General features: G+C 41.9%; 11 protein-coding genes and 1 pseudogene. 6 read left to right on the forward strand and 6 right to left on the reverse strand.

All coding sequences use genetic code 11. The annotated features are described in order from the left end of the window. Nucleotides 1-59: 59 nt before the first annotated feature. A complete protein-coding gene (locus ACGEDC_RS13000) occupies nt 60-1,742 on the reverse strand; it encodes a hypothetical protein (RefSeq protein WP_394493702.1) in 1,683 nt (560 codons plus the stop codon). 677 nt (nt 1,743-2,419) lie between these two features. Here ACGEDC_RS13000 and ACGEDC_RS13005 point away from each other — a divergent pair. Next, the gene (locus tag ACGEDC_RS13005) at nt 2,420-3,595 is read left to right on the forward strand and encodes a patatin-like phospholipase family protein (protein WP_394493704.1); all 1,176 of its coding nucleotides are present in this window, start codon (nt 2,420-2,422) and stop codon (nt 3,593-3,595) included. A gap of 207 nt (nt 3,596-3,802) precedes the next feature. Here the strand turns inward: ACGEDC_RS13005 and ACGEDC_RS13010 are convergent, their stop codons facing one another. Next, nucleotides 3,803-4,663, reverse strand: coding sequence for a patatin-like phospholipase family protein (locus ACGEDC_RS13010; protein WP_065109944.1), 861 nt, complete (start codon nt 4,661-4,663; stop codon nt 3,803-3,805). Nucleotides 4,664-4,961: 298 nt separating this feature from the next. Between ACGEDC_RS13010 and ACGEDC_RS13015 the strand changes: the two genes are divergently transcribed. Next, the gene (locus ACGEDC_RS13015; protein WP_055024816.1) at nt 4,962-5,621 is read left to right on the forward strand and encodes a nitroreductase family protein; all 660 of its coding nucleotides are present in this window, start codon (nt 4,962-4,964) and stop codon (nt 5,619-5,621) included. A 147-nt stretch (nt 5,622-5,768) separates the two neighbouring features. Here the strand turns inward: ACGEDC_RS13015 and ACGEDC_RS13020 are convergent, their stop codons facing one another. The 3 genes from ACGEDC_RS13020 to ACGEDC_RS13030 form a co-directional block, all read right to left on the reverse strand. Then, nucleotides 5,769-6,971 (reverse strand): ammonium transporter, encoded by a 1,203-nt coding sequence (locus ACGEDC_RS13020; protein WP_394493707.1) that lies wholly within the window; start codon nt 6,969-6,971, stop codon nt 5,769-5,771. Nucleotides 6,972-7,253: 282 nt separating this feature from the next. Next, nucleotides 7,254-7,511: a hypothetical protein gene (locus ACGEDC_RS13025; protein WP_394493709.1), complete on the reverse strand. Its 258-nt coding sequence runs from the start codon at nt 7,509-7,511 to the stop codon at nt 7,254-7,256. A gap of 185 nt (nt 7,512-7,696) precedes the next feature. Next, on the reverse strand, nt 7,697-8,191 hold the full coding sequence (locus ACGEDC_RS13030; protein WP_080915027.1) for a type II secretion system protein: 495 nt from the start codon (nt 8,189-8,191) through the stop codon (nt 7,697-7,699). Nucleotides 8,192-8,378: 187 nt separating this feature from the next. On the opposite strand from ACGEDC_RS13030, the gene ACGEDC_RS13035 reads away from it, so the two are divergent. Together ACGEDC_RS13035 and ACGEDC_RS13040 are read left to right on the forward strand one after the other, a co-directional pair. Continuing rightward, complete coding sequence (locus ACGEDC_RS13035; protein ID WP_394493711.1) at nt 8,379-9,023, forward strand: TetR/AcrR family transcriptional regulator; 645 nt, start codon at nt 8,379-8,381, stop codon at nt 9,021-9,023. A gap of 47 nt (nt 9,024-9,070) precedes the next feature. Beyond that, a complete protein-coding gene (locus ACGEDC_RS13040; RefSeq protein ID WP_394493713.1) occupies nt 9,071-10,054 on the forward strand; it encodes an MDR family oxidoreductase in 984 nt (327 codons plus the stop codon). A gap of 75 nt (nt 10,055-10,129) precedes the next feature. Here the strand turns inward: ACGEDC_RS13040 and ACGEDC_RS13045 are convergent. Further along, nucleotides 10,130-12,210 (reverse strand): annotated as a pseudogene (locus tag ACGEDC_RS13045) (M13 family metallopeptidase). 478 nt (nt 12,211-12,688) lie between these two features. Between ACGEDC_RS13045 and ACGEDC_RS13050 the strand changes: the two are divergent. Next, nucleotides 12,689-12,979: a hypothetical protein gene (locus ACGEDC_RS13050; protein ID WP_394493715.1), complete on the forward strand. Its 291-nt coding sequence runs from the start codon at nt 12,689-12,691 to the stop codon at nt 12,977-12,979. Beyond that, complete coding sequence (locus ACGEDC_RS13055; RefSeq protein WP_394493717.1) at nt 12,952-13,371, forward strand: energy transducer TonB; 420 nt, start codon at nt 12,952-12,954, stop codon at nt 13,369-13,371. The genes ACGEDC_RS13050 and ACGEDC_RS13055 overlap by 28 nt, the downstream gene beginning before the upstream one ends. Nucleotides 13,372-13,375 lie beyond the last annotated feature (4 nt).

Here is a 13,375-nt window from a genome sequence, read left to right on the forward strand (position 1 = left end):
GCTTGATAGAGTGAGGTCATTTTTTTCTCAGGTAGTGTTTTGGGTTACATCAAGTCAATTTAGAAGTGGTAACCGAAATTCAGTGTGACTGCATTACGGGTTTCGCCTTTGTTATACAGCACGGTTAAGTTGTAGTGCTTACCAAATTGTTTGTTAAAGCCAACAAGGTAAGCCCACTTATCTAGGTCAACTCCCACGTTGTAGAAGAACTCTTCACCGCCAAGTTCGACGCCTTGGATAGACCCTTCCATGTTAGGTTTTAGGCCTTGATATTCAGCACCAACAAAGATTTGTGCGCGGTAATCTGCTAACTGGTACCCCAGCATTGGTTGAACGGTTAAAACGCCGTCGCCCCACTTATCTGTTCCGACCATTCTTGTTCTCGAGTAGCTACCTGTAACAGAAGCAAAGAACTGTTTGTAACCAACCGATAAGGTTGTTCCAACCCCCATTAGGTCGTATTCAAGATGCAGGGGTACGTTTAAGGTGCCAGAGTTACATAGTGCTGATAGCTCATTACAGAATGCATTACCTAAACCAGGTAACTTGTTGTTTAACTTATCTTGTAACTGACGACCAATTTCACCTGTGTATTCAGCATCAACTTTGGCATCAACATTAATTTTTCCGACGTAACCAAATACATTCCAAAAAGGCAAAATATTCACATCACCACGTAAACTTAAGCTTTCCGCATTCACTTGAGCTACCGATTTAAATGGGTCAAAGAACTCATTTAAATTGGCGCCCATAATGTCAAAGTCACTAAAGCCAAAATTCATATCTTGATTACGGTAAGCAACAGACACACCGAACGGTAAAGGCACATCGATACCTTGACGGCGGACTAAATCCCCCATTAATGGGAATACGCGGTCTAGCTTCACGCTTTCTTCACGGTAACGAGGATCTGATACTTGGGACAGACGTTCTTGGTTAACAACGGTAGCTTCCATGTCACCATCGTAAAAGGCCACAGGTTCAACGATGGTTGCGATGCTAACGGCTGTGCCTTTTGAGTTTTCACCATTGGCTTCGATGCGCTTGTTTTTAACGCCAACGTTACCATTGTCATAGGTTTCAAAATTGACCACTTGATGATAGTCATTAATGCGGTAATTTTGATATGCAAAGTCACGGGTATTCTTAATAATCATTTTTACAGGTTGGTTATTCTCAACCGTGATTTTGACTCGCATAAAACGAAAGTAAGCAATATCTTGCGGTAAGCCAAACTTAGAGTAATTGAATGCGATTTCTACTTGGCCATTACCTAGCTCTGTTGCGGTAACAGAGTTCGGATCATAACTTTGGGCATAATTACGTAAGCGATACTCAATTTTAGTATTCGCTTCGATTTCTTTAATAATGTCTTCGTTTTCATCAAGCTTTGCTGGGTCATATTTGATACGAAGGTCAATGTTGCCTTTCTCGTCAGTATTTTGAATTAAAAACACTTCGGATTTACGCTCTTCATCGCCGACTTTGGTTGAGCGTTTGACGTGCTCAACCAAGTGCTCACCTTGCACTAATGAATTCAACCCAAGCTTAGGTAAGTCATCTGCAATGCCGTATTTTTTGAAGATGGCTTTACCTGTCAAAATTTGCTGTTGCTCGCTCTCTTCAACAGGTTGAAATTCTTCAGCTAATGCATTCACTGGAAAGTTGAGTGCCATTACGCTGATGCCTATGGATAAAGCTTGCTTCGGGAAAGAGGTTATCCAATTTTTAGTAAAGGTCATGCTGTATTTGCTCCTACTGAACCGCAAACCTATGCGTATTCAATCGTTATTGATGTCAACTAACCGTTCATTTGTTAGTCGTGAATCTCATACAAACCTCGCTAAAAAGGCTGCAGTCTTTTTTGTGCCGCTAGCGCTTTTTGCATTGATGAAACTGTGTTGGCGAGCATTCTAGTGAGGAAGATTAAATTTAGTTAATCGCGTTTGTAGGACGAAACCCTCGGTTTGTTTTTTATACAAATTGATTGATAAATGACGAAACACAAACTGTTGAATGGGTTACTTGAGAGAAGGAATTAATTCCGTTTGCAGCTAGGAGTTAAGTGCTGAAGAAATGGCGTTGAGAATGGAATTAGGGAAGTGATGCATTTTCCATTGAGTCATTGGGGCTGTAACACGAAACGCTAGAGACTTGGTCAATACAGGATGAGGGTTTGATCCTTCATATGTGATTCTGCTTAGGTCATTTCAGTCTCTATAATGCGTCAAATCAACCTGCTAACCTTAGGTGTTTCACTATAAAGTTACTGATTTAAAGGCTTTTTATAATAAGTGGTGTGTAGGTGTGACAAAGTGGATTTACCCCATTAAGCGTTATTTTCTGTGTTGTAGCCACAAACGGCGGACCAACAGAAGAGAAGGCTTGTTGCAATAAACAGAACATATAGAGAGAAGCAATGAATCACGTTAAACAGATAGCAGCCATTTTATTATTGATGCTTATCGCTGGCTGTAGCACCACACATACTTTGGATCTTCGAGTTCCTGAACAGGGTTATGAGCAAGCGACCGTTGACGGCGAAGCAAAATCACCTAATGCTGAGCCGCTGCGCTTTTGGGCTGGTGAACCATCCACTTTTTTATATTCTGATTTAACAAAATCCACCCCGTTAACTGTTCAGGGCGATGCGTTAAACACTTTAGTGTTATCAGGAGGCGGGGCTAAAGGTGCGTTTGGTGCAGGTGTCGTTAATGGCTTATACGATCGTGACCAACTTGAACAATACACAATCGTGACAGGCGTTAGTGCGGGGGCATTAATCGCACCATTTGCGTTTCTAGGTGGCGATGAAGTGCCTAGATTAAAGCAGGTGATGCTAGGCATTAATGACAAAGAGATCATGGGCAAACGTAACTTTTTAAATACGCTATTTAAAGATGCTTTTACCAACGGTGACAATATGCTGGAGTTCATTGCTAGCGTGTACACCCCAGAAATGATAGCTGATATCGCTAAGCAGCATAATGCAGGGCGTCGATTATTTATCGGCACAACACAGTTTGATTCTGGCCGTTTATCAATATGGAATATTGGTGCGATTGCTAACAGTAATATCGACAATAAAGCTGGTTTTATTCATCAAATTTTAGCGGCGAGTGCATCGATCCCTGGTGTGTTCCCTCCGCAGTTTATCAAGGTCGATTATCAGGGTGAAGCGTATGAGGAATTGCACGTCGATGGTGGTTTATCTGCACAAATGTTCTTTGAGCCAGTAACAACTGATTATGGAAAACTATCAAAGGCACTTGGGCTAACTCAACAGCCATATATTCATGTTATCCGTAATGGCATGTTAACTATGCCTTATGAAGTGATACCAGATAAGGGCATGGCATTACTGACTCGAAGTTTAAAAAGTTTAACAGTGCTGCAAAGCAGAGGTGACTTATACAAAATGCTTTATGACAGCCAATTACAACAAATCGATTTGAGCTTCACTTATGTGGATAACGAATTTGATGCACCAGTAGAAACTAAGGCAATGTTTGATTTTGAATACATGCAAGCACTTTACAATTACGGCTATGACAAAGCAGTGAAGGGGCAAGTGTGGTCTAAAAAATTACCTTAATAGAAACGGGTTTTAAGCCAATTAACAATACTCAGTTTAACCATAAAAATACGAGATAAATCGACTTTTATTACCAACCCTAATCGTTGATTACAGCTTTACCTGTCCATGTGTTGTGGCACAAGGTGTAGCAAATTTGCGTAAAAGCACTTTTGGTAATCAATGCACGGAAGCAGCTTGTTAGCCGGACATCTTGTCCGGCTTTTTTTAACTAAAACAGGGCTTCGCAAGTAAGGTATCTGCAGCTGTGATTCCCATTTGATATCCTGCCTCTAAAACCGCTTTATCAGTGGTTAATCTACCGACGTTAAAATCATCTGGCGGGGCGATAATATGGATTTTGCAGTCTGCTGGTGGCTGCATGATAAAGTCGATGGCTTGGTTATAATTGGTTGCCCGGTTCACCATGGCTTCTGCAAGTTTAGGGTGTCGTTTGAGAGTTTTAGTGATTAGCCAAGGTATTTTGGGCGCCTTTTTGCGATAACCTAATGGTCTAGATAATACTACTGTGATCTCTTTGGCGCCCATTTCGTAGGCTTTAATAACAGGTATTGAATCGGCAATGCCGCCATCTGTCATAGGAGCACCTTGATAAGTAGGAAAGTCTCGATAAGCGATAGGCACTGAACAGGATGCTTTTAAAATCTGTTCGAGATTGTCTTCAGTGCTTTTTATATAAACCGCTTCACCTGTATTGATGTTGGTTGTGACCACAAATAAAGGGATCGGCTGTTGCACAAACGCTGCCATATCGTAATAGCATTCTTTTGCCAAAATATCCCATAACCAGTCAAGCTCAAGCCAATGACCGCCACGAATAAAACGGCCAAAATCAATAAATTCAGGCAGGCATGAATAATGGGTAATGATACGGTAATTGCGCTGCTTTTGATGAGATAACCAAGAGGCTAAATTTGTTGAACCAGCTGACACGCCGATACAAAAGTCGAAAGGACGATATTGTTGTTCAATAAACCTGTCTAACACGCCAGAGGCAAAGATCCCTCTCATTGCGCCGCCTTCTACTACAAGGGCGTGTTGATTTTTCGTTGTGGTATATGCATCCATTGCGGTTTCTTTATCGCTCAATGCGATTATCTGATTCGAGTGATGTCATTATCTTAATGTTGATAGAGTAAAGACTCAATATTTGTCATGGGATCCGCCAACGATATCGTCAATTATTATGGATTAATAAGTCCATAATGTTTGGTGCTGGTGGCTATGTCGAAATTAGCCATTTTTAACTAGTATTACTGCAACAAGATTTTAAGCGACTTTATTCATGGGAATGGTAATAACATTCTCTTGATTCATGTTTGTCTCTTGATTCATTTTTTGACATTGCTTATTGAGGAAATACTTTATGTCTCATCAAATTATTACAGATCTTAACAGCCGCTATACAGCTAAAAAATATGATGCTTCTAAACGGATTTCTGCAGAAAATATGTCAGTACTTAAAGAGGCGATGCGTTTATCTGCTTCTTCGATCAATTCGCAGCCTTGGAAATTTATTGTGCTTGAAACGGATGCTGCCAAACAACGTTTCCACGATACTTTTGCAAACATGCATCAGTTTAATCAGCCTCATGCGACTGAAGCATCACACATTATTTTATTTGCTCACAACCCGTATTACACCAAAGATGACTACCGTAAAGTGGTTGACGCAGAAGTGGCATCAGGCCATTTACCGGCAGAAATGTACGACAACATGTTAAATGGTGCTTATGCCTTTGCTGATTTAAATACTGATGAAAATGGGTTTAACGGCAACTGGACTAAAGCGCAAACATACATTGCGATTGGTAATACGCTGCACGTTCTAGCGCGTTTAGGTATTGACTCAACGCCAATGGAAGGGGTCGATCCTGACTTAATTGGCGAGATTTTCAAAGAAGAACTAGCAGGTTATGTGTGTCAATTTGCATTAGCGATTGGCTACCACAAAGGTGGTGAAGATTATAACCACGGTAAACCTAAAGCTCGTTTACCTGAAGCTGATGTGATTACTGTTTTATAATCGCATTGGTTTACTAAAAAAGCTCAAGCAATTGCTTGAGCTTTTTGGTTTTCGTCACTATTTTATGCTGTCACTTATCGGGCTGAAAACAGGGCAGAACCTTTTTGATAAAAACAGTCATAAAAACAGCTATAGCAACTGACTGAACTACTTGTCAGCATTGGTTGAGCCAATTTTGTGAATGGCTAAATCAGCGCCTATATATTCATCTTCTTGGCTTAAACGTAAGCTAGCTATTTTATGAACAATACCGTAAACAATCACGCCGCCTACGATGGCAAAAGCAACACCAACAAGTGTGCCAACCAATTGCGACATAACGCTTACACCACCAAGACCGCCTAAGCTTTGTTGTCCAAATATTCCTGCAGCAATACCACCCCAAACACCGCATAATCCATGCAAAGGCCAAACACCTAATACATCATCAATTTTGGTGCTGCGTTGAAGTTTAGTGAATACAAAAACAAATAAGCCACCGGCAACACCACCGACGACAAAAGCGCCAACTGGATGCATTAAATCAGAACCCGCACAAACAGCAACTAACCCAGCTAGTGGACCATTATGGATAAACCCTGGATCATTTTTACCAACAATTAACGCGATAATCGTGCCGCCGACCATGGCCATTAAACTGTTTAGGGCCACAAGGCCACTTATGCCATCTAAGGTTTGTGCTGACATGACATTAAAACCAAACCAGCCGACAATTAATATCCACGACCCTAATGCCAGAAAGGGAATGTTAGATGGAGCAAAGGCAACTCCCGGCTTACGGCCACCACGAACACCTAAAAAGTACACAGCAACTAATGCTAACCAACCGCCCATACCATGTACGACAACAGAGCCTGCAAAGTCATGAAACTCTGCGCCAAAGGTGTTGCCTAACCATGCTTGAAATCCATAGTTACCATTCCAAATCATGCCTTCAAACAGTGGGTATACAAACGCCACAATCAATGCAGAGGCAAACAAGAAGGGGCGAAAGCTACCACGCTCAGCAATACCGCCAGAAACAATGGCGGGAATAGCGGCGGCAAAGGTGAGTAAGAAAAAGAACTTCACTAAGTCATAGCCATTATTAGCAGCTAATGTCTCTGCACTGACAAAGAAGTGGCTGCCGTAAGCGATTTGATAGCCAATGACAAAATAGGCTACAGCTGAAAAAGCAAAGTCGGTTAAAATCTTAACTAATGCATTTACTTGGTTTTTATGTCTAACAGTTCCCACTTCTAAAAATGCAAAGCCTGCGTGCATCGCTAGCACCATAATTGCACCAAGAAGGATAAAAACGGTATCCGCACTTTGTGCAATTACCCCGATCGCGTCACTGATATTGTCCATTTATGCTCCCCAAAGCTATTCTCTTATTTATAATTCAGTCACTTAGTGAAGCAAGAATTATTCCTATGTTGTTAATTTGTTAAATGTTGGTGGGACTAAAATGGTGCGGTTAGATAAAAATTCCATCATAACAATAAGTTCTACGATCGATATTGGTGCGATTTTTCTGCAGCTTTAGGTTGAGCGATTAACTTCTGTTCAGTAAATGAGCGCATTTTGTTTCATAATGGTGCGATGGCTGAGTCACCACAGTGCAGCGCGTTATCAAACAGTGCAGCGTTATCAAATAGTGTGGAGCGGTTTATTAAGGCCATTTAATTTGATGTGTTCTAATGCGCTAATCGCTTTTAAGATGCCATCTGAATTATCAACAGCGTTGAGATCAACATGGGTTTGTTGGCGGACTTGTTCTAGGATTACAGATCGCTTAACTCGATATTTTTCAGATACGCAAACGGCACAAGAGCGTGCACTCGATGCTCGATAAGGAATAGGGCGGCTTGTATCTAATGCACGTTTACGGCTAGAGCTAAATGACATTATTAACGGTATTTCATCGGCTTAGGTATGCCACTCATGGCTGAAGGCTCATCGCTTAAGGTTCATCGCTAATGGCACTTTACTAAGAGTGCCAAGTTAGCTTGATGATATATCGTTTATTGCTTTGTTTTACAGCAGTATTAATAACATTTACAAATGGCTTTTAGCCGTTTTTTCATCGAGGTCTAACAATCGTCAGTATATAAAGTGGTTTTAGCGGGATAAGTTGCTCCACGAGCATCAGTCCACTGGTGGCTGTATTGTACGAAGCAGTTGCCAGCCCCATCACCAATGGTAGGGTGGTCAGCAGGATGAATTCTCATGTTTACTTCATTGGTTTTTTCCATTTCCCATGCACTTGGGTCATCAATACCTTCGACAAACATCACTAAGCTTGTTTCATCAGACTGCATGCTGCCATATATGAGCGTTGCACCTGCATATTCATCGCCAATTGCAGCAGCATCTATCGACGCTTCTTTTTCAACACCATTAATCGCAGACTTCGAGTAAACCAAGCTGTTTGCGCTATCAATGGCTCCTGCCATCGCTTCAACGGTAGCAGTATGGGCATCGCCTTTAAGATCGATAAACTTTGGCGCTGCGACCACAGATAAAATACCCAAAATAATAATCACGACCACTAATTCAATTAGCGTAAAACCATTACTGCGCTGCATTATAAAACCTCAAATAGTGAATTTGTGGCTATTATTCCTCAATGAAAACTTGAAAAGTTACCATTTGGTGCCAGGTAGAGGGTTTATGGCATATCGCAAGGAAGCATAGTGAGAGCAACTAAACAAAAAAGGCAAAGGATCTGAAATAACATTGCATTTTAATAGGCGATCGGTCTAATATCATTTTATGACAGAATCAATTGTAGAAAACATCACTAAACCACGACGTGGTAGGCCGCCCAAGCAGGCGAGAGAGAGTCAAGATACTCGGGCGGAACTAATTCGCAGTGGTCTTGAGCAACTGACTGAGAATGGCTTTGCCTCTTCTGGAATCGATCAAATTCTTAAAAAGGTCGGTGTGCCCAAAGGTTCGTTTTACTATTACTTTGCGAGTAAGGAAGCATTCGGTCAGGCTGTGATTGAAAACTACGCTACCTATTTTGCTTACAAACTTGATAAGTGCTTGCTAAACGAAGCTTACTCATCGCTTGAACGTATTGGCCTTTTTGTTGAAAGTGCGATGGATGGTATGGAGCGCTATCAATTTAAGCGTGGTTGTTTGGTTGGCAATTTAGGCCAAGAAGTGGATTTATTACCTGAAAGCTACAGACAGCAATTAATTGATATATTTTTAGATTGGCAGCAAAGATTAACGGCTTGTCTAGAGGCTGCCAAAGTTGAGGGCGAATTATCCCCAACGGCTAACTGTGCTTTATTGGCTGAGCATTTTTGGGTTGGCTGGGAAGGGGCAGTAAGCCGTGCAAAGTTAGTTAGAAGCACTCAGCCACTGCAAAATTACCTTGAATGTTTTATCGCAGGATTACCGCGATAAAATTTTTTAACTATTTATAGACGAGCGGTCTATATTGAGGAGTGACCATGTTTAACGGCTTATTAATTGAAAAAGATGACCAAGGATATCGCGCGGCAGTTAAGGAAATTGATGAGAGTGTTTTACCCGATGGCGATGTAAGCGTAAAAGTGATTTATAGCACGATAAACTATAAAGATGCATTGGCAATTACCGGTAAAGGTCCTGTGGTCAGGCAGTTTCCTATGGTGCCTGGTATTGATTTAGTGGGGCTTGTTGAAGCGTCCGACACTGATAAATTCAAAGTTGGCGATTACGTGTTACTCAATGGCTTTGGTGTTGGTGAAGTGCATTGCGGTGGTCTTGCTGAGCGGGCGCGTTTAAAAAGTGAATGGTTGATCCCATTGCCTAATGCCTTTACACCAAAGCAAGCTATGGCGATTGGCACCGCAGGTTATACCGCAATGTTGAGTGTGATTGCGCTGGAGAAAAATGGCGTCACTCCTGAAAAAGGTGAAATTCTGGTGACAGGCGCTAATGGCGGTGTAGGCAGCTTTGCTATCGCCATTTTAGCCAAACTTGGCTATCAGGTTGTGGCATCAACAGGGCGAGCAGATCAAGCCGCTTATCTTGAAAAGCTTGGCGCTGCAGAAGTGATTGACCGTAACACCCTATCGGAGCCAGGTAGACCATTAGCCAGGGAGCGCTGGGCTGGGGCGATTGATTCTGTTGGTAGTCACACCTTAGCCAATATCTGCGCCAGTACAAAATATGGCGGCACTGTGGCGGCTTGTGGCTTGGCACAAGGGATGGACTTTCCTTCTTCTGTCATGCCATTTATTTTACGTGGTGTGACGCTAGCGGGTATCGACAGTGTTATGCGTCCTCTTGAAGACAGACTTGAGGCATGGCAACGCTTAGCTGAGATTATTGAACCACAAATGTTTGATGATATTTCAGCAGATATTGGCTTAAATGAAGTGATAAGCACGGCAGAAGCGTTAATGGCAGGTCAAGTTCGTGGCCGCGTTGTGGTCGATTTAACTAAGTAGCAAAAGTACACTTTCATCGACTCATAAAAAAGCCAGTCAATTGACTGGCTTTTTATTTATCGGGTGATTGACCGATTACCAAATACGAACGCGTTGGTCTTCTGGTAAGTAAAGCTTGTCACCTGGTTTCACGTCAAACGCTTTGTACCATGCATCATGGTTACGTGGCGCAAGTGCGCGGTAACGGCCAGGTGCATGAGTACCTGCACGCAGCTGACTTAACATGCTTTGCTCGGTGCGTTTTTCTTTCCACACTTGTGCCCATGCTAAGAAGAAACGTTGATCGCCCGTCAGGCCATCAATAATCGGTGCTTCTTTACCATTTAAGCTTAACTGGTATGCATGATAGGCCATGGCTAAACCACCTACATCACCAATATTTTCGCCTAAGCTGTTACGGCCATTTACGAAGTTGTCCGGTAGTGGCTCGTATTGACTGTATTGATCTGCAAGCATATCGGCTTTCGCCTCAAATGCAGCTCGGTCACTGTCGGTCCACCAGTTACGTTGAATACCGTTAGCATCAGATTTAGAACCTTGATCATCAAAGCCGTGTCCCATTTCATGACCAATCACAGCGCCAATGCCGCCATAGTTCACAGCTGGGTCGGCATTTGGATCGAAAAACGGTGGCTGTAAAATGGCTGCTGGGAACACAATCTCATTGAACGAGCTATTGTAGTATGCGTTGACGAATTGTGGTGTCATGCCCCAACGGTTACGGTCAGTCTTTTTCAATTCTTTAGCAACGCTATCGGCATGGAAGTATTGGCGTAAGTTTTGGATATTAGTGATTAAATCTTTGTTGGTTAATGTTAGGCCATCGAATTCTTGCCATACATCTGGGTAACCAATCTTAGGTTTGAAGGCGGCAAGTTTAGCGTGGGCGTTTACCTTAGTTTCATCACCCATCCAATCAAGACCATCAATACGTTGACCTAACGCTGTGCGAAGATTTTCAACCAATTCAGCCATTTGCTGTTTTGATGACTCAGGAAGTAACGCGCTACATACACTTTACCAATAGCAAAACCTAACGATTGGGTGCCAGACATTTCGGCTACTGCACGTTTCCAGCGCGGTTTAGGCTCTTCTTGTCCGCTCAGTTCTTTGCCATAAAAAGCAAAGCTTGCGTTGTAGATATCTTCAGATAGTAAGCCTGCATTGTTACTGACAGTGTGGAAGGTCAGGTAGTCTTGCCATACATTCAACGGCTCTTTATTGATTAGCTCAATCATCGCTTTGATAGGCTCAGGCTGAGACACGTTAAGTTGTGGGATTTGGTAACCTGATTGCTCAAAGAATAAGTCCCAGTTGAAGTTAGGGTACTCATTATTTAAGTCTGCACGTTTAACCTGATTTAAGGTTAAGTCACGGTTACGGCGTTTCTCACGTGGCCATTGACCTTCAGCAATTTTAGTTTCTAACGCAAGAATAGCTTCTGCGCGAGCTTGGCCATCTTTAATGCCAGCAAAAGCTAGCATTTCAGCAATGTGGCTCACATAAGCGGTGCGAATTTTTACAAAACGCTCGCTGTCTTCTAGGTAGTAAGAGCGATCAGGTAAGCCTAAACCGCCAGCGCCAATAGACAGTTCATATTGGTTTGGATCTAAACGGTTGAACCACATACCGCCATAAATTGGCGATTCAGCATCGGTGAGCCACGCGTTACCAAATACCTTGGTTAAGTCATCAGTGTTTTTAACTGCGGTAATAGTATCTAATGTGCCTTGAATAGGGGTAATACCCAATTTATTGATGGTATCAGTGTCCATGTAAGACTGATAAAAATCTGCAATTAACTGCTCTTCAGCATTTAAATCACTACGACTAGCGATATCATCAATGATTTCTTTAACTTGTTTCTCGCTGCGCTCACCTAATGCAGTGAAAGCGCCATAACGGGTTTTATCCGCGGGCATTTCAAAGTTGTCATACCATGTGCCGCTGGCATACATAAAGAAGTCGTCACCCGGTTTTACCGCTTCATTTCGGGCGGTTAAATCAATCCCGAAATCGCCTAACTCAGCGGGGGTGTTGGTGGCTTTTGTTACTGTAGCTTCTGCCTTATTCGTGTCATTGACTTTGACATCTGAACTGCCGCAAGCACTCAAAAAGGTTGAGGCTAGTGCAACTGCAATTAGCGTTTTTTTCATTGTGGTCTGCTTCCTTACAAAAAATGGGGTTCATTTTTGTTTTTTATTGGTTTTATTTTGATTTTTATTCGGGCGATCTTTTTACAACGACAATTTTTTACTGCAATTATCTATAGGATCCATATCTAATAATCGCCACCATATTCTAAGACTGAGCCAAAAAGTCAATCTTATAATTGTTAGCAAATCTTGTTACGTATATAGCCAGCTTGAGCTTAATACTTAGGTATGAATCTAAACTGAAACAATGAGGTGAGCATTTGGGAGATAAGTGTTAAATATTAATGCGAAACAATAATGTTATTTTGAAAGCGCTTTCCGTGTTTATTTTTTGTTAATTAATTGTTTTGTTTTATGTGTGGTTCTGGTTGTTTTGGCTAAATGTAACAAAATATTTGGTAAGTGCGTTAATTGACGACTACAGGTTAAAAGGCAGCTTAATTGTTTGTATTAATTCTACATTACACAAGGAATGTCTATGACCTCAGATCAAACTGCTTTTCAAAATAGTTCAGCTTTTTACTCAAACTCTGTGAATTTTTTCCATTGTATTACCTCATCTCGTATAGTGAGTCATGTGAGTATTTTACTCGTTGGTGGGGCTATCACGCTTGCCTTGTTTGTATTCATGGCCCAGTTGATAAAAAGCGATGATGTTTATGTGGAAGAAGTGCAACCGAGCCCAATCATTGATTATTTTGAGAGGCCAGCAGAGCCGTCAAAGCCGATAAAAAAATTAGATTGGAAAAGAAATCAATACCGCCCTTAGTTAAACGCGATACGGTTGCGACAACCAGCTCGGATACGAATAATACTTTTGATGACATCTCGCCAGAAATGACGACGCCGATTCAAGAAACGTTTACTCCGGGCTTTAATGAAGGGGACGCAATGCCTGTAGTACAAGTCTCACCTCAGTATCCTATGGATGCTGCTCGTGACGGGAAAGAAGGTTATGTGATAGTGATGTTTGATATCAGTAGCAGTGGGGCGGTTATCAATGCACAAGTGCTGGAGGCTGAACCTAAAAGAACCTTTAACCGTGCAGCTTTGCAGGCGATTAATAATTGGAAGTACAAACCAAAAACGGTCAAAGGTCAGGGCGTGATCCAACGTCATCAGCAAGTAAGATTAGACTTTACGCTCGATCATTCTCAGTAATAAT

This window comes from Shewanella sp. ENK2, assembly GCF_043568515.1.
Classification (GTDB): Bacteria; Pseudomonadota; Gammaproteobacteria; order Enterobacterales; family Shewanellaceae; genus Shewanella; species Shewanella japonica.